Genomic DNA, 18,720 nt, shown 5'->3' with positions numbered 1-18,720 from the left:
GCAAAGCCATTTAAATGGACAAAGCCCGCCGGTCAAATCTTGGCTTCCGTAGAGCGTGCAAAACAATCGTTACAGAATTAACCGCATGGACCACTAGTGGGAGCAACACAAGGATTGAAATGGTGATCATGCACTTCAATAGCTTCATAACGTGTATCCTTATTAAAGACGGTGTTACTAAGAGGGGGGAAGGAAAAAATACACTGCGCTTGAGACCGTATGAGGCATAGATGCCGATTACGAGCTTACAGGGATGTATTCCCAGCGCGTCTCGAGTGCAGTGTATTCCTTCCTTCTGACCCAGTAGTATCTGAGCAGCCTTCTGGTAACTCCACTAGCGCTCCAAGTATGCTGCAGTCGCCATGCCAACTGCTGTGCAGACACCGATGACTGCTTTATGTTTCTCTCTTCTTCCCAGCTCCATTAGAGTGGAGCCGAGATAACGGATTCCTGACATGCCATAGGGGTGACCAAGAGCAATGGCACCGCCGTTGACATTGGTTATTTCCCAGGGGGTATCCAGCTCATCTTGATTATAGAGTGTAGTTACGGCAAAGGCCTCGTGAAGTTCCCATAGGTCGATGTCGGTCATATTCAGGCGGTGTTGCTTCATTAGCTTTTTGACTGCGGGTGCGACAGCGATACTCATTTCCTTTGGTGCAACTGCAGATAGCTGCATGCCGCGGAACAGGCCGAGGATCGGTAGGTTTCTCTGCGCGGCCAATTCCGCATCCATCATTACCACAGCTGCTGCGCCATCAGATAGCTGGGAAGCGTTGCCTGCTGTGATCGTGCCACCTGTGTTCACTGGCTCTAATGCCGTTAAGCCTTCCAAGGTAGTATCAGGGCGGGGTCCTTCATCTTCACTTAAAGTGACGTGTTTATTACTTGTCTCACCGGTTTTCTTGTTTTTCACTGACATTACCGTCTTAAGGGGAACAATTTCCTCGGCAAATTTTCCTTCTTTAAGTGCCGCCGCCACTCGCTTTTGGGAGTCCACTACATACTGATCCTGAGCTTCGCGGCTAATTGAAAATTTATCGGCGACAAAGTCTGCTGTTTGAATCATGGTCCACCAAACGGCGGGGATTTTTTCCTGGAGAGGTTGGTAGACGAAGTTATCCAAGTTTAGGTGGAACTGAACCAGGCTGATGCTTTCAACCCCACCGGCAATGCCAATTTGCATTTCTCCAGCAGCTATGCGGTTTGCTACAACCGAGGCGGCATTCAGACCGGAACCACAATAGCGGTTGATAGTAATACCCGGTGTCTGGGTTCCACAGCCGGCAAAGAGTGCCGCATTGCGCGCGATATTGTGCCCGGTAGCCCCCTCGGGTAAGCCGCAGCCCAGCACCACATCTTCAATCTCGTGTGGGTCCAACTGCGCTCTATCAACGGCTTCCCTTATTACATGAGCCGCCATCGGAATACCGTGGGTCTGATTGAGTGCACCACGTCTTGCTTTGGCGATGGCAGTTCGACAATAGGCGACGACGGCGACATCTTTCATGAGAAGCCTCGGGGTGGTCGGATGAATTGTATTTAAAGTAGATTAGACAATGAAAAGAGGGCAGTTTTGTTATTTATGCTTGCGGGTATCCCACGACTGATCATTCCGTCTAAGTGTGATTACGCGACTATAGACTATCGCATGGATTTTAGTCCTATCCCTTCCCAATCGATTTGGTGGAATTTTGCTCATCCTATTTGCTTGAGATCAGTATTGCGAGCTTTATCACGAGCATTGACAGGAGGCTACTCCACTAGTTGCGATATTGTGTGAATCTAGGGCCAACTTCCAGAGTTAACTTTCCATCAATTAGTGGAAATCCAGCTTAATTGACTATGAGGACTTTTCAATGAAGGGAATAGCGGAGAGAATGCGGGCCCAAATCTAACCAAGCCCGTCCAAGTGTCTGGTATTAGTTGGTAGAGTTTAAGTTTCTTTTAAATTGACTGATATGCAGTTTAAGTAGAAGTATATTTAAAGCTTAATTGAGATATTAAGGCACCTCTATAAATTAATTTTTTGGTGTCCGTCAGTACCGATTCATGGGGTCTTCAGGGTGATAAAATTCAGGAAAGCGCAATTTTTAGAGGTGCCCACTAAATATTCAAAGGGGAATTCATGAATAAAATTTTCACTTTAATCTGTTTGCTGGTTGTTAGTTCAAATGCAGCCTCAGAGCCGACATGGTATCGTGGCGAAATTAATAGGATATGGAGGTATGGCCAAGGAGATTTCATCGTCACTTTTGTCGGAAACACTGGGCTTAGTGATTGCAGGCATAATTACGCTTATTTTACTTCGGCGGACCTTCGCCCTGAAATACTTAAAAGTTCTCTATCGGTGGCGCTGTCGGCGTATCATACAGGTGAGACGGTCGGTATTGTATTTGATAAAGACCTAAATGATGATGCTTGTCATGCGCCAGGCATTGACTTAAGAAAATAAATAATAGATGTAATAGTTCAGGCTTGACTGACAGTTACGAGTTTTCAATATATGCTCAGTCAAGTCGAGGCTGTAGTTTAAATTCTGTAACTGCTCATGCCCCATACGCTATATCGGAGCAACCATGAGCAATAAAGACCTCGAGCAACGACTCAAGGTCCACGTCACAGCGCTGGCGAAGGGTGTTAAATCTGAAGCCGATCTCAGCTTTTGAGGTCAACAGTCACTCCACGTTCCTACTTGATTTCTTCCAGATCGCTAGATGTTTGGAAATTTTAAAAGGTTTAAGCCCGGCAAGAAGCTATGTAAAACATTTTGAAATTTCTACTCATTAAGTTAAGATAAACAAAGCGCCACTTTGGCAGTGTCGAAAAACAAATTCCAGATAGCTAAAAATCTGCGAACGGGATCCTCCCTTTATTTATGGATAAAACACTTCGCATGGCCCCATTACTGATTGCTTTTTGGTCAGGGTGCAAGAGGTTCTCTTCACAATGCCCTTCGTTACGGATATTACCCATCTGCTTTCTTGCGCTAGCTGTTTGTTTGGGATTATCTTCTGAAGAGCTTGATGCCGCAGAAATGACGCTCGTATCGGACTCGCCATTGTCTGCACTGGAGGGTGGGGCAGAGCTTGAGATCCGCGCTTTCTCAGCACTCCCCGAAAAGTTGTTCCAGCCGGGAGATGGTGCCGGGCTTAGCTGGTCAGTGCTTGGAGCGACAACCGTAACCCTTATCAACAATAGCAATGGGACTCGGATTGAAGGGCTGCAGGCCCAGGGGGTTGTGCGAGTAGCCCCCACAACTACTACCACCTACACCTTGTTGGCCAAAGGCCCCTCCGGAAGCAAAACTGCCCAAATACAAGTTACTCTAGCTTCGGAACAACCAAGCAATCTCTGGGAAAGCGGCCCACCAGCAAAGAGCCTGATCAGCCATCTATCCCTTCAGCAGGTCCAGCTACAGCCCGAATCCATCGGAGCTTCACTCACCGCACTGGAAGATAACAGCGTTTATCAGGGCAACTTTGATGGAAACTACTATCACTTTTCTGCCGATGGTGAATTGACCTGGGCACTGGACGATATTGGTGTGGTGATGAGCCAGGCTGCGGTTTCAAATGGCATCGCCTATGTAGGTGCCAATAAGGCTGAAGGCGGGCGAGTTTTTGCCGTAAAAGCGGATAAATCCATTCTTTGGCAGGTACACACAGAGAGTGGTGTGATTGCCAGCCCCATACTGAGTCCCGATCACAGCATGATCTATGCCGTGAGCTATAGTGGCACCATTTACGCCTTGAATATCGCAGATGGCAGTGAACAGTGGCGTTACCAACTGCCCGGGGGAGAAACGGTGAGTACCGCACCGACCCTGAGCGAGGATGGCTCAGTACTTTATATCCACAGTACAAGCCACAAAGTCTTTGCGCTCGTAACCTTGGACCCAATCCCAGATGGGCCGACGATAGCCTTTCCTACACCTGATTCCGAAGCGCTACCAGAGCAGCTGTCACAACCCACTTTACTGTGGCAACGGGATCTGCAGCCATAAATTGTGCCGCGGACAAGGAAACTCTAACCAGTTTTTTTAAATATTATTTCTAAAAAATACCTTCTAATGGCGAATGCCCGATAGAAGGTATTTTTGGCATCAGTGCAACAAATACAAAAAATGAACACAATGACCAGCTTTTCTAGTCCTCTGCTTGGCATACTGAAAACCTTCAGTATCTTGTTGTTGTTATGTATGGGAGCCTACTCACACGCAAATACAATAACGGTGTCGCCAACAAACAGTAAAGATGGCTCCCTGAGTATTAGAGTAGGCACGTACACAACGAGTTGTGGGCCAAATCATACAAACTGCCCGATCTCTTGGTCAGAGGTGCGGGTTTCACTATTGGCTGATGGTGTTTATGAGTCCAAAGGTACTCTTAGCCAGCTGGGAACCCATCTGGGGGGAGGCGTCTATTCGCTACAAGTTACAGAAAAAGGCAGATGGACGTTTTCTCTCATCGGCTACAAAACAATTCTCAGTGAGGAATACCCATGTAACGGTGACCCCTTTTTTTTACCCCCTCCTGCTCCTAGCAACGCCGTTATCAAGTCCGAAACAACTGGGAATATTACACCGGGAAATGGTCCTTTTACACACAATGGTAGATGCTTTTTTGTTTCGGAGACCGAGTCAGAAAGCCTGGACAGTGCAAGTGCTACTGTCTCCAATCCCATAAGCGCCCCCAGTCCTTTTCCTATTACACCTAGTCAGGTGATCGAAGGTGAAAGCTACACCTTGCACTGGGAAAACCCCGACAATGCCAAGACGATCAGCCTCATTGAAAATTCCATCACCTCCCCCCCGCTAGAGCAGTGGACGGGCACACCACTACCAACATCCCATACGCTCTCCAATAAAAAATATGGTAGCTATTCCTATCAGCTCCAGGCCTGTAACAGCCTGGAGTGCAGTCCTCTATCCACGAAGATGACTGTCAAGGTAACTTCCAACCAATCCCCCAGTATTGGCTGGAAAGGTAGCGACAACAGTGGCCATGTCGAGTATGGCCAGGTGAAAACGTTTTATGTTACTGCGGATGATAATGATGGTTCTATTGGAGAGGTCGAATTTTTTTATCAGCCTATCGGTAGTACTACAGAGCAATCCATTGGAAATGCTACAAAAGATACCAGCCAGCAGTGCCAAAATTGCTATCGTCTGAATTGGACTCCGAGTGAAGAAGGTGAATTTGAGGTTTGGGCTGTTGCAACGGATAACCTTGGTGCAAGTAGTTCTCTTTATAATCAGAGTGCCACTATTGAGGTGGATTCGAACAAGTCTCCAATAGGTAGCTTGGTCAATCCACCAAAAACTATTGTGCAATACAATACAGTTACCCTAGAGGCAGAAGCAGAAGATCCTGATGGCCGCGTGGCCTCGGTGGAGTTTTTGCTGAGTGGTGCCGGGATAGGTACAGTCCTTAATTCCAAGTGGCTGGTGATTTCCTCTTTAGACCCAGTGGTGATCTTGCCTCTTGATACAAACGAAAGTGGCGAAAGAAAGCAGTATCAGTTGGTCTGGACACCGGGGGAGGGGGTTTCCGGTGACTTTACTTTATCCGTTAAGGTGACCGATAACGAAGGGCGCTCGAAAATTTCTCTTCCCCAGCCTCTTAGTGTGACCGCAGCCACAATACCTTCTGCGCCGAATGGCTTAACCATTGGCGGAGAGACGCAACCTGGGGTCAACCGCAGCGGTAACTACACCTTACGTTGGAACACGGTGGCGAGCACTACGGAGTATAAGATCGAGCAAAGCAAAGACGGTTCGCCTTTTAGCTTATTTAGAGAAGACATTGAAGATGATGGCTTTTACCTGTCGAACCAATCATCGGGACACTATCGCTATCAGGTCAGAGCCTGCAATCCCCTAGGGTGCAGTGCGCCCAGTGACGAGATTGCCATTACCGTAGATGCCCTGGAGGCTCCCCAGGCGTTATCCGCACGTCCACACCCAGAGTCTGGAAGTTCTAATCCGCAGTTCACTGGCAGTTATACCCTTACCTGGAATCCCTCAAGCAGCCAAGAGGTTATATACCTTCTTCAGGAAAAGTCCGGTGGTGCGGAATCTCAGACCGCCTGGAACCTCATCCAGCAAGGGTCTGAGACCAGCGCTCTTATAGAAAATAAAAACCCTGATGAATATGCCTACCAGGTACTGGCATGTGCCAAAGAAAATCCTCAAGACTGCAGTGAACCGAGTAATCAGGTTCTGGTTTCTGTATTGCCCCCTGTACTGACGGCGGCAAGCCTATCCTGTGGTGAGGGCTGCCTTGCGCTATCCGGCTTGGGGCTGGATCCTGACCTGTCTCTGACATTAACTGGAGTAGCCGATCCAGAGGTACAGCAAACCTTTGCAGCGAGTGCTGGGGCGCTTGAGCATGTTTCCACTACCAGCCTGCGTGTCAGTATTGCGCCGGGCAGTGCACTTTATGACCAGCTGTTTAAACTCGGAGTGCGAGTAAGGGTCACCAACCCCAATGGGGCCATTGCTGGCATCACAGCCTATGGGAACCGTGACACCGAGCTTATTGGTGAAACCAGCTCCTCACCAGCCATCGGTACCAATGGCGTTGTTTATGTTGCTGCCGGCACGCAATTGCACGCCCTAAAACAACAGGATGGCACCAGTGTCAAAGAGTTGGGCTGGCCCTTTACAGCCGATGGTTTTATCCGTGCCACCCCGAGCATAGATAGCACCGATGGCACTATCTACGTGGGCGCATTGGATGAAAACTTCTATGCCATCACGCCTTATGCTCTGGAAAAGTGGCGTCTACCTACCCGAGGCAAAGTGGTCTCTCGAGCGGTGCAGGACGAAAACCGCATACTCTACTTTGGCACCATTATCAGTGAAGCCGGGACCAATGAAGAGGGCAGTGGGACTGGAGACGAAGAGAAAGGCATACTCTATGCCGTCAATGCATCTGCGACCAACCCCTGGGAGCGGGTTAAGTGGACCTACCCCACCAGTGGCGGCATTATTAAAGAACCGGTTTTGGCCGGGGAAAACACCCTGTATTTTTCTACAGCCGAGAATAATCAGATATATGCCCTGACCCGGGATAATGAAGGCCCCGGTAAATTGATCTGGGAAAGTGTCGGCGATCCAGCTCTCTGGGAAGAGATCGGTAATTGGGTCCCAGATCCATCCAGAGAACCGGAATATCTCAGTGTGGCGCGCCTCTATCGCAGCCTGCTACAACCCGAGTTGCCCTTTAGCGGAAAGATTCTGACCTTCTGGACTTATCAGTTGGTCGGCGGCAATACTAACCACAAGGATATTGCCGAAGCCTTTTTAGTCTCCACCAGTGGTCAGGCTAATTTCTCCGAGGTCTTTAAGCACACTGAGCCCCGCGTGCGGGCAGAGGCTTTTGTCGATACCCTCTATCAGAGGTTGTTCCCTGAGCAAGGGCAGCCGAATCTGACCTGGGGTGGGCGCAGCTACAGCCGAGACGAGTTGATTGATACCGCAGAGGGTCTGTCGCTCGCCCATGCTGCCACTTTGTTTGCGCAGTCTGAGGAATACGTTTACGCCACTAATGCCTTGCTCCGCCGCAGCTTCAAATATTTGTATGAACAGGACTACAGCTGGGCGGTTACAAGCTGTGACGATGGCGATGCATACACCCGCGATTGCGATGGAGATGGCCTTCCAGACTGGTGGGAAATTCTCTTCCTCGGCGACACTTCCTACGGCGCTGACGATGACCCCGATAACGATGATGTCACGAATATAGTGGCATTCAACAGCGGTACCAGCCCGTGCGCAAATGGTTGTTACAACGGCGTTGTGGAAACGCCTCCAGAGCCTGCCGCATCGATACTACCGGATTCTACGGCGATGGCCATCTCGGCGGAGACGGGTACATTGCCAGGGCAGTTCCGGGTCAATGAAGCGGGGGCTGCTACCTATTCAATACCTTTGAGCCTGCCTGCGGGCACCGCTGGTGTCGCGCCACAATTGGCTCTCAACTACTCGAGCCAGGGGGGCAATGGCCTGCTCGGGCAGGGTTGGAATCTAAGTGGTCTCTCCAGCGTCACCCGCTGTCGCCAGACTCTGGGGCAGGATGGCCAAAACCGGTCGATTACCTGGGGAAGCGAGGACCGTTTCTGCCTGGATGGCCAGCGCCTGTTACTGGTTAATGGGGGCAGCTATGGCGCCCCAGGTAGTCAGTACCGCACCGAGATCGATAGCTTTACTCTGGTTACTGCCCACGGTGGCAGCGCCGGTAAACCGAGCTACTTTACTGCCGAACGTAAAGACGGTTCTATTAACTATTACGGACAAAACACCAACGGAAATAATGCCCAGCAGTCCCTCGCAGGTTTTGGCACTCTGAGCTGGGTGGTGAGCCGCACGGAAGACAGTGCCGGTAATCCCATCGAGTTTTTCTACGATCAAAGCGGTGGTCACCGTATCCGCGAAATCCGCTACGCCTATGGTGACAGCAGCAGTCCCGCCGCCTCAGTAACATTCGACTATGAAGCGCGCGAAGATGTCATCAGTAGCCATGTTGCCGGTGCAAAAATAACCAATAACCAGCGGTTGCATGCCATAACCACGCATGGGGTGCAAAGCGCGCTGCTGCGACGCTATGAACTGGACTACCTCATAACCGATTACGAAGAGGATGTGCTGAGCCGTATTGAGCGCATACGCGAGTGTGTGGGCAGTGTGTGCCACCCCGACACCGTGTTTGAATGGCGCCTGCCAGCCATCTTCTTCACTACCGATTCTGCCAGCGCAGTAAAACTGAACGATCAGGAAGACCGCACTGTTTCACCAAGACCTGCGGACATCAACGGCGATGGACGTATGGATATTGTCTGGCTCGAGGTGGACTGGGACCAGGTGGATGGCAAGCCTAAAATCCGCGATCAATACCTCAAATATGTGCTGGCGACAGAACAGGGTTTTGGTCCCGAACAGCAGGCGGGCCACTACGGTGGCAGTTCGCTCAGCCCTTATCGCTGGGAGGTATTTGACTACAACGCCGATGGTCGTGCCGATGTAGCACTTTTCCGTCGATCAGGGGCAGATGGCGGTATCTGGAAGCTGCACCAGTCGGTTTATAGCAACGGTGCCTGGCGTCTTTCGACATCACCCATAGAGCTTTCCCTGGACAAAAACACCCGTTTTGTGGACATCAATGGTGACGGTTTGGCAGATGCTGTGACCTCGTCTGGCTACAAGCTGTTACAGCCCTCTGGAGCATCCACTGACTCCGCCAACTTCTATCACTTTGGTGCCTTGCAATCCTGGCAAATGCCCACGCCAGCCCCCTTTAACCCACCGTCCTGGGACGACAAGACGCTAGAAACTTATCTGAACCCGGATGTGATCGGGGATTTTGATGGGGATGGTCAGGTCGATTTGATTTTGATGCAGACTCTGATGCGGTGGGACAAGGGTGATATGGAGTCCCAGTGGACCCGCGCCCATGTTGTCAAGGTGCAAGGCAATCAGTTGGTTCTCGGCCAACAGGTAATGGATTCTCCGGATGGCACAGAGCAAACCTGGGGCTTTAAGGGTGGCAGTGATGAAACGGGTGCAACGTCTCTGCAGCGTCATCCTTACCTGCACCGCAAGCTGCGGGCCGTCGATATCAATAGCGATGGGTTAGTGGATCTGGTTCAAGAAGATACCACGGGCAACACCCCTTATTCCTACCGGCTCAACACCGGGGCCGGCTTCGCCACTCCAGTCAGCTTGGGCAGCTTCCCCAAAGACGCCCAGCCGAGCTGGTTGGACTATGAGGGAGATGGGGATCTCGACCTGGTTTGGCGAAGAGAGCAGGGCGACCAGGAAGAACTGCGCCTGCGCCGCTGGCAGAGCGACCAGCAGAGCTACAGCGCAGAAGAGAACTTCCGCAATGCGCGCAAAGATGGCCTGGATATGTTCCTGGATATGAACGGCGATGGTTCTACCGACTGGGTGGAGTTCGCTGGCGATTATCTGCGTATTTATCACTCGCCAGACCGCAAGGTGGCCCCCAACGTGATTGAGAAAATCACCAATGGTCTGGGAGCGCAAACCCATATCACATTCGGCTCAAGCGTTACCTCTGGCCACTATGCGCGCCTGGATATTGGCGCTGTGCTCGAGTCCCACTGTGGAAGTGGAAATACCGATGCCATTGAGGACTGGTGTACCCAGTACGGGGTCAACACCACTAGCGATTTTTACCACGCGCTCAATAGCGACTGGCAGGGGCAGCACACCCTCGGCAAAACCAGCTCAGTACTGGAAATGCCCGGTACCCAGTTTTTGGTCACTCAAGTCGATAGCAGTGCCCCCGCAACCAATGCCGCCACTGCAGGACAGGTGGATTCGGAGGCCACCAGCACCATCCGCTATATGTACGGTGGCGCGCGCCTTCAGGCCGGTGGTCGCGGACTCTTGGGCTTTGAAAGCCTGCGCACCATCGACGAGCAAAGTGGTATCAAAACCACCACCCACTACCGCCAGGATTTCCCCTTCCGCGGTTATCCACTGCGCACAGAAACCCGCACACCCCAGGGTTACTTGTTGAGTGAATCCGACAACACCTGGACACTACAAGGTTGGCAATCCAGCTTCCCGGCAACAGCCCTCAACGGCACAATCAAACTGGGACCACTTAAGCCGGTTCTCACCACCAGTGTCGAAAAGTCCTACGACTTCGTTAACGATGGCCAAGCTCAGGGCGCGCAGCTGAAAACCGTCACCACCTCCACCGAGCAGGATACTGATGGTAACGTCATTCGTGTTCTCGCGGTCACCGAAACGCCTGACGGGGACCGCTTCAGCACCGAGACCGTCAATGACTATGGCAGTGGAGCAGTCAGTTTCCAGAATCCACAACACAGCTTTAATAGCTATCGCCAACTCGGACGTTTGCTCAATACCACTGTCACCCACAGCCGTAGCGAAGGGGGCCAGCACCACGAGGCCGTGCGTAAAAGTGCCTTCACCTACTACGACAGCGGTAATCAGGCAGGGCTTCTCAAACAGGAAATCCTGGAGCCCGGCGATTCTCTGCAACTGACCACCCGTTACGAATACGATGACTTTGGTAATAAAACCCTTGCCGAGCAATCTGCCGCTAACGAAGAACCGCGCACTCAGCGCTGGGTATATAACTCTAATGGACGTTTTGTAGATGAAGAGGTAAACGGCTATAACCAGACACTCAGTCGGGTACTGCAACGCAATAGTGCCGGTCACCCCACTGAGGTTGAGGATATCGCCGGTGTGGTCAGCCAGATCACCTACGATGTCTTTAATCGCCAGGTGCACAGCTACAGCAGTACAGGTGCACAGAGCAGCAGCCTTCTGGCCCCAGCCGGCGCCCAGTGCCCCAGTGGTGCCAGCACCCAGCAGCGCGTATACAGCGGTGGTGGCGGCGAAACCCTAACCTGTTACGACCTCATCGCCCGGGAAGTGCGCAAAGCCACCCGCGCTTTCGATGGCGGTTGGAATTATGTCGATATTGAATACGACAATGTGGGCCGGGTAAAACACCAGTCAGAACCCTACAAAGCTGGCGCTACTGCCTACTGGACAACCCACGACTATGACCGTCTTGGTCGCGTGATAGGAACCGACCTGCCGGGGATCAGTAACAGCAGAGGTACTCGCTGGGATCTCACTCTGGAATACCAAGGCACCACCACCACTGCCATCAATCCCAAGGGACAGCGCAAGGTAGAAATCAGCAATGTGGTTGGGGAAAAAGTACGGGCTCAGGACAACGCCAATAATACCCTCGAATTTACCCACGACGCCGAGGGCCAGCTGCTGCAAGTGATCAATAAAGGGAACGGCAGCCGCAACCTGATCACCCGCATGACCTACGACCTGCTCGGCCGCAAAGACAGCATGTCCGACCCAGACAAAGGGGACTGGGAGTATGTCTACAACGGCTACGGAGAACTGAAACAGCAAACCGATGCTAAGGGTCAGCGAGTCGAGAATACCTATGACATTCTCGGCCGCCTGACCGAGCGTCGAGATTTTGACACCAGTAAAGCCGTAAATACCACGAAGTGGTTTTACAACAACGACCAGAGCACTGGAGAAAATGGCGTACCTCCGGCAGCACTGATCCGAGTGGAGGCATTCGATCCCAGCAATAGCTCAGACAGCTACGCCAAACTGTATAGCTATGATCACTATGGCCGTCCCAGTGAAACCATTACCAGCTTCTCTCTGGAAGGGGGCGACGACCACTATGAAAAAACCAACTACGACCAGTTCTCGCGGCCGTTCCAAGTCTTTGATGCCGGTGGCGACGGTAGCTGGAAAAGCAGTGCCATCCGCCACCATTACAACCAATACGGCTATCTCGCCCAGGTTGTAGACGCCGAGCTGCGCAACCTCGCCACCGCCGAACAGTTTTATACTGTCGTCAAAATGGATGCCCGTGGCAATGTGACCGAGCACCTGAGTGGCAATGGCATTACCACCATCAAAGACTACCATCCCGCAACTGGCCTTCTGCGGGGTCAGACAGCCAGTGTGCTGGGTGTTGGCGACCTCCAGCATCTCAGTTACGACTGGGATGACGTCGGCAACCTCGAAAACCGCGTGGAACAAAGTGGAGGGAAAAACCTGCGCGAAGACTTCCTCTATGACGAACTAAACCGTCTCACCAGCGCCCAGGTGGCAGGCCGTGAAGCGCAGACCCTGCGCTACGATGACCTGGGCAATATCACCTTCAAATCCGATGTGGGTGAATACCGTTACGGTAGCCAGTGTGATCAAGGCTTCGGCCCCCACGCCGTCTGTGAAACCTCCGATGGTGTGCGCTATCAATACGATGCCAATGGCAATATGACCGAGGATTCCAGCGGCAGAAGGCTGAAATACACCACCTTTGACAAACCTACTGAAATCACAAAGGACGGACACAAGACCGAGTTTAAATACGGCCCGGACCGCATGCGCTACCTCCGTATCGATACAGACAAGAGCGGCAAGGTTACCGAGACTCGCAGCATCGGCAATGTCGAGAAAATAACCAAAGACGGTATTACCGAGATCAAGCGTTATCTCCCCGGCGGAGCCCTGATCAGTCTGACAGCCAGCGATGGGGATAGTGAGGGTCAATACCGTAATCGCAGCACCCAGTATCTGCACAAAGACCATCTGGGCTCACTGGATGTGATTACTGGCAGCAAAGGTGAGATTGCCAATGATGGCAAGGCTGTTTACAGCTTCGATGCCTGGGGACAACGCCGCAACGCGCAGAGCTGGGAAGCCCTGCTCAGCGCAGAGTTAAGCACCTTTGACTCCAGTATCACCACCCGCGGTTATACCGGCCACGAAATGCTGGATCAGGTGGGGCTCATTCATATGAATGGGCGGATTTATGATCCCCGCCTGGCCAGGTTCCTGCAAGCGGATCCTATTGTGCAAGCACCAAGCAATGTACAGAGCTACAACCGGTATAGCTATGGGCAAAACAACCCTTTAAATGGCACTGACCCCAGTGGCTTTATCTTTGGCGCCTTAATGGATGCGGCCATTTACAGGATACTGCCTGAGCAATTGCATCCAATGATCAATGCCATTGCGACTACAGTTGCAGCTGTAACTTGCGGGCCTTGTGCTATTGCTGTATCTGCTTACACCAGTGCACAGTCTACTTATGCTACAACAGGTGATTTTGGTGCGGCCCTTAAATCCGGTGCTTACGCTGCCATCTCTTCTGCGGCATTTTATGGGGTGGGTCAGGCATTTTCCGGCAGTCATTATGCAGTGCAGGTGGCTGCTCATGCTGTTACAGGCGGTATTTTATCTGAACTGCAAGGCGGTAAGTTTGGCCATGGTTTTGTGTCTGCAGGTCTGGCTAAAGGTGCCAGCCTTGGGGCTCTAGAGGCTGGACTAGGTATAGAAGGACAGTTCCTGGCTGCAGTGGTAGTCGGTAGTACCGCCAGTGAGATTACCGGTGGTAAGTTTGCCAATGGGGCGGCTTATGCGGCTTTCATGTTTGCGATCGGATCGGCGGTTGGTAGCTCCCAAGATCTGAGAGGAGATGGAAGCCCAGATGATGCTACCAAGCTATTTAATGTTGAAGACAGGGGGTGGGGTTTAACAGTCGAAGATGGAGTTTTGACCGGGGAAATCACCTATGGTTGTGCAAATAATCCAATAGCGTGTCATGAGGCAGCCAGCCAATTAATGACCGTTAATGAGAGCGAAAAGGTAAACATTGCATTTAAGTGGGTGAAGAGTGGAGCAGATATCACCTTTGAAACAATGGGACATATTGCAGTTGATGTGGGCGGAAACCGTACCCTTGCTCAACATGTAACATTAAAAAATCGGTGGTTGGGATTTGGTGGCCCAAGGTCAAAAATTCAAGTTCTTCAGGGGTTTTCAGGTGAGCAACGCGTTATTTTGCATGAATTTGGTCATGCAATCGGAGCTCCCCATCAATTCAATAGCACGAATAGCATTATGAGCTATTCAAGAACTCCTCGCTCTAATTTTTCATCTTCCGAGGTGAATCAGATTATTAAAGCGTATAGGTAGCTTATGGCTAGGTTGATATTGTTTATTGTTCTTTATGCCGTTTGCGTGGGTTGCATTGGCTCTGTAGCCGTTTCTGAATGCCGTTTGGAATTAGTTGATGAGGAACTGCTAGAGAAAAATTCTCTTAGCTCTGAGTGGGCATCAGAAATTTTTCAGCTGGAATTTTGTGTTGCGTCTGGAAAAGAGCGAGTTATAGCGGGTCTTTCTAGCCCTAAGAAAGTTGGCGATGGTTTTTATTGGTTAGAAATCTTCTCGCCAAACCTCCTAAAGGATAGCCCAGGCAAGGATGCTGGAGAGGTGTATTACAGGCTGTTTGAATGCAGCAATAACTGCGAGGGTGGGTATACAGGTCAATTTTATATTCTTCTCAGGTCAGCTTCTGCTATATACGAAACTCAGAGGGAAGAGATTTTGGATTTGATTGGGTGCGTGTCTAACTCTGAATGTCTGAAAAATATCTTTGATGAAATTGGGTTTCTTAGAGAAATGATTCACGGGTGGCGCGGGAATATTAAGAAAATACTGACTGCCAGTGAGTTGAAGGTTGTTGGGATTGATCTGGTTGCGCCTGGTGAAAAAGGTGTGGAGGTTCAGATTTCAACAGATGTGGGAGCTTGGAACCTTGTGTTTGAAAGACAAGCTTTGCCTAAGAAGAGGCTTTTAGAACTGAATATTGTGCAGTATTAAATTCAGGACACCTATAAATTGAGGGGGAAGGTGCTAGCTGAGGCGCAGATGCCATCTTGGCGGTTGTTTCTACTTGGATTGATACTAAGACATATTGAAAGGGTCAAGAATTAGATTTTGGATTCGAAAATTGGGGTTTTCGGTAAAAACCAAGAGGAATGCAGGTAGCTAGGAAGGGGGGACAGAATCAGCGGGGCGTGGCAGAAAGGAAATGCCGGCAATCCCAATGCCGTGTACCCAGCGTTTATTAAGCCGGGTACAGTCTTGTTGCCCTGCTTGCACTGATCCCATCAAGCTTTTAAAGCGGCTTTCAAAATTTCGGTTGAGATAGAGCCAGTGTTTGGGTGAAATACCCAGCCGCTCGAGGATAGGAGGTGTGTTTTCGGTAATACACCCTCGCTTCCTGGGGTCAAAGTGTCGACCGCTCCAATCCACTAACTCCAGATAGTGATCCAGCTGAAAGGGCAACCCTTTTGGCATATTCAGTAGTCCGCCTCCTGTTCCTTTTTAATACGCCTATAAATCTCTTCACGGTGAACAGGCAGGGATTTAGGGGCGTTTATTCCTATCTTTACTTGATTCCCCTTAACCTCCAACACTGTGACCGAGACATTTGCTCCAATCCTTAAGTTTTCTCCAGTGCGGCGCTTTAAAATCAACATGTTCACTTCCTATTGATACTTAAACAAGGGGTGGTCTTTCTGCGGTGGGAAAGATTGGGAAGTAACGTCTGAAGGAAATGAGAGGAGGTGCACGAGAACGGTAGGCGTAGAAGAAGAAAAGGCGGGCGCAACGCTCCCAGAGCTTGAGGATACACTCCAAGCTGCTGAATCTACTTGACTTTATTGAAGACGAGCGGGTTTCTAGCGTATTATCCACTGAGCCACTTTGATAGGTTAGTTATCAATTTGGTTAGCTGGCCCCTGGTGTGTCCGCACCTTGGGTCAGCGCCTTTTACTTACTCTTATGTCACGCTACCGTTCTCCTTTGAGGGATGGGTTTTTAGAAAGCTCTTGTGTTTCTTGATCTTTCGGTCACCAGCCTATACAGGCTTACTCAATTACGGCCAAAATATCGATAAATATCTGTCAATTCTACGCAGCTTTGACATTAAAACAAACTGAATAAAATCCAATAAGATAATTTCCGCGCCTATATTTGATGCGCTGCCGTTTAGAATAAATTCTATTTCCCTCTAAAAATTGCAGGCTAAATGATTCATTTCCCTAACTCCCAGGCTTGAGCTCAATAAAGAAAATATCAGTAATACTGCGGTTTGGAGCTGTTTTTTTATATCGATAGAAAGCGCTTGATTGGCTTTGGAGATACGGTCTTCTGAGTGATAACACGCTTAAAATTTATGAGCATACTCTTCAAGGAGGTATCTCAAATCTAATAATTTTGATCGATTTTCCTGGAGTTTTATAAGAAAACTATTTGTTTTCTCCGCGGATTAAAGTGCTTGTTTCCTTTCTGGGAATGCCTGTCAGTGTCGTATAGCTTTTTTAGTGACTGCTACAGGTTTAGTGTTTGTTAGTGATTTTCAAGCATGGTCAAACAAGATGACATTAATGTCTTTTGATCATTTTTATCTTCAATAATCTGTTTGCCCGGACTTTGTAGGCCGTCAAATCTTCTTTGTTGGTACGTTCTTCTATAGAATCCGCCCCCTTTCACATTTTGGAACTCATAACTAACAGGAAGTGGGGATTATGACTGTCTCTCGTCGTACGTTTGTCCAAGCTATGGGGCTTGCACTGTTAACACCGTTTACCGTTCGCTCTTTGGCTGCCAGCAACAGCGAAACCTATGCGCGCTTTAATCTTGGTAGTAGCCCATTCAATTCTGAAATTGATAATGACGGCCTTGTCTTTGATCTATCCGTTGCCTCTGGAGATCCTAGCCAAACTGGTGTTGTACTTTGGACTCATATCAATCCGGCAGCGTATGTATCTGGCCAAACTCTCTATATCGACGTGGCATTAGATGAAGGGTTTACCCAGCCGATTCTAAGTGCTGAGGTCAGTGCCGATGATATCACCGCCGATCGTGATTATACGGTAAATATTGACCTGGAAGGTTACTTATCACCCAACCAGCGATACTACTACCGCTTTAAGTACGGCAACCTTTGCAGCCGTACTGGTCGTTGCCACACGTTGCCAACTGGCAGCCTGGAAAGTATCAAGATGGCAGTGGTGACCTGTCAGGATTACACCACCGGTTATTACAACGCCTACAACCACCTGGCGGATGAGGATGTCCACTGCGTGTTGCACCTGGGTGACTTTATCTATGAGTATGCGGAGTATGAAGGCTTCGAAGATTCTATTGTTCACTCCTTAGCCTTGCCTTCCGGTGGATCAGTGGCGATGAACCTGGAAGATTACCGCCATATCTATAAGGAATACCGTAAAGACAAGAACCTGCAGCGCGCAATGGAAATGCACTCGTTCATCATCACCTGGGATGATCACGAAACTGCGGACAATGCCTACTGGGACTACGACCGCGATACCCTGGGCGTACCATCTCACCCATACCAAACCGGGAATAATAACCCGGACCAGTTGCGCCAACTTCGCCGCGATGCCCAGCAGGCCTGGATTGAGTATGTCCCTGCGCGGGTAAAAGTGAATGAGGCAGCCAGCCACGCTTTTGATTACCTGCAGATTTATCGCTCTTTCCAGTTTGGTGATCTGGTCGATCTCTATATGACCGACAGCCGTACTTACCGAACCAAGGAGCCTTGTAAAGATGGCACCGCCTGGGAAAACTACTGGTGCACCGACTATGAAAATGAATCTCAAACCATGCTTGGAAAGACACAGCGCGATTGGCTTATAGATGGCATTGTGAATTCAAATGCACGCTGGAAAGTATGGGGCAATCAGACTTTGCTGGCACAATTGGCGGGAACAGCCCTGGGCCGTCCGCTGGTTTATGCCAACTATGATGCTTGGGATGGCTATCAGTGGGAGCGTGAGAAAATTCTCTCCACTGTTAAAGACAGCAGTATTGATAACTTTGTTGTGCTAACTGGTGATCTGCATTCCAGTATTACCTCTTACTTAAAAGTGAATTTCAACAATATCAATAATTGGAATTACGATAACCTGGTGGGTGTAGAATTGATGACTCCCTCCATTTCTTCTCCAAACATGAATGATACGGTAGAGAAGGGTATCGATGTAGGCAGTGTTTTTACTTCGCTGCTAAACGGCGGAGTGCAGCTAAACAACCCGCATATCAAGGACTTTGTCAGTAACATCTATGGATATGCGGTAATTGAGTTCAACCACAGTGAGCTGAATTGGACTGTTTATGACATTGATAAAAAGTCTGACAACCCGGCTGCCACAAAGAAAATTTACAAAGAGTTCAATTATGAGCCTGTGGGAATGTGGTTGACTGAAAAGTAACTCTTTCTATCTAAACTAGAGTTTAGAGTTTCATGGGTCAAAAAACGGACAAAAACTAGCTTGACATAGAGGCGAAGA

General features: G+C 49.9%; 8 protein-coding genes. 5 read left to right on the top strand and 3 right to left on the bottom strand.

Annotated features, from left to right (window positions below):
* Positions 1–334: 334 nt before the first annotated feature.
* A complete protein-coding gene (locus tag ACCI49_RS20140; RefSeq protein ID WP_371840997.1) occupies positions 335–1,510 on the bottom strand; it encodes a thiolase family protein in 1,176 nt (391 codons plus the stop codon).
* A gap of 618 nt (positions 1,511–2,128) precedes the next feature.
* Here ACCI49_RS20140 and ACCI49_RS20135 point away from each other — a divergent pair.
* The 4 genes from ACCI49_RS20135 to ACCI49_RS20120 all read left to right on the top strand — a co-directional run bounded on the left by ACCI49_RS20135 (position 2,129) and on the right by ACCI49_RS20120 (position 15,220).
* The gene (locus tag ACCI49_RS20135) at positions 2,129–2,455 is read left to right on the top strand and encodes a hypothetical protein (RefSeq protein WP_371840996.1); all 327 of its coding nucleotides are present in this window, start codon (positions 2,129–2,131) and stop codon (positions 2,453–2,455) included.
* Positions 2,456–3,001: 546 nt separating this feature from the next.
* A complete protein-coding gene (locus ACCI49_RS20130) occupies positions 3,002–4,006 on the top strand; it encodes an outer membrane protein assembly factor BamB family protein (RefSeq protein ID WP_371840995.1) in 1,005 nt (334 codons plus the stop codon).
* A 348-nt stretch (positions 4,007–4,354) separates the two neighbouring features.
* Positions 4,355–14,533 carry an RHS repeat-associated core domain-containing protein gene (locus ACCI49_RS20125; RefSeq protein ID WP_371840994.1) on the top strand — a complete coding sequence of 3,393 codons (10,179 nt, stop codon included), beginning with the start codon at positions 4,355–4,357 and terminating at the stop codon, positions 14,531–14,533.
* 3 nt (positions 14,534–14,536) lie between these two features.
* The gene (locus ACCI49_RS20120; RefSeq protein WP_371840993.1) at positions 14,537–15,220 is read left to right on the top strand and encodes a hypothetical protein; all 684 of its coding nucleotides are present in this window, start codon (positions 14,537–14,539) and stop codon (positions 15,218–15,220) included.
* A gap of 168 nt (positions 15,221–15,388) precedes the next feature.
* On the opposite strand, the gene ACCI49_RS20115 is transcribed toward ACCI49_RS20120, so the two are convergent.
* A complete protein-coding gene (locus ACCI49_RS20115; RefSeq protein WP_371840992.1) occupies positions 15,389–15,700 on the bottom strand; it encodes a hypothetical protein in 312 nt (103 codons plus the stop codon).
* A 2-nt stretch (positions 15,701–15,702) separates the two neighbouring features.
* Positions 15,703–15,882 (bottom strand): carbon storage regulator CsrA, encoded by a 180-nt coding sequence (gene csrA / locus ACCI49_RS20110; RefSeq protein WP_371840991.1) that lies wholly within the window; start codon positions 15,880–15,882, stop codon positions 15,703–15,705.
* A gap of 1,050 nt (positions 15,883–16,932) precedes the next feature.
* Here csrA and ACCI49_RS20105 point away from each other — a divergent pair.
* Complete coding sequence (locus ACCI49_RS20105) at positions 16,933–18,642, top strand: alkaline phosphatase D family protein (protein WP_371840989.1); 1,710 nt, start codon at positions 16,933–16,935, stop codon at positions 18,640–18,642.
* Positions 18,643–18,720: the final 78 nt, after the last annotated feature.

The organism is Microbulbifer epialgicus (genome assembly GCF_041447265.1).
GTDB lineage: Bacteria > Pseudomonadota > Gammaproteobacteria > Pseudomonadales > Cellvibrionaceae > Microbulbifer > Microbulbifer epialgicus.
This window is presented reverse-complemented; position numbering and strand designations above follow the sequence as displayed.

Coding starts and splice junctions, on each gene's coding strand:
- ACCI49_RS20140 (WP_371840997.1), bottom strand. CDS start 1,510: ATGAAAGATGTCGCCGTCGTCGCCTATTGTCGAACTGCCATCGCCAAA.
- ACCI49_RS20135 (WP_371840996.1), top strand. CDS start 2,129: ATGAATAAAATTTTCACTTTAATCTGTTTGCTGGTTGTTAGTTCAAAT.
- ACCI49_RS20120 (WP_371840993.1), top strand. CDS start 14,537: ATGGCTAGGTTGATATTGTTTATTGTTCTTTATGCCGTTTGCGTGGGT.
- ACCI49_RS20115 (WP_371840992.1), bottom strand. CDS start 15,700: ATGCCAAAAGGGTTGCCCTTTCAGCTGGATCACTATCTGGAGTTAGTG.
- csrA (WP_371840991.1), bottom strand. CDS start 15,882: ATGTTGATTTTAAAGCGCCGCACTGGAGAAAACTTAAGGATTGGAGCA.
- ACCI49_RS20105 (WP_371840989.1), top strand. CDS start 16,933: ATGACTGTCTCTCGTCGTACGTTTGTCCAAGCTATGGGGCTTGCACTG.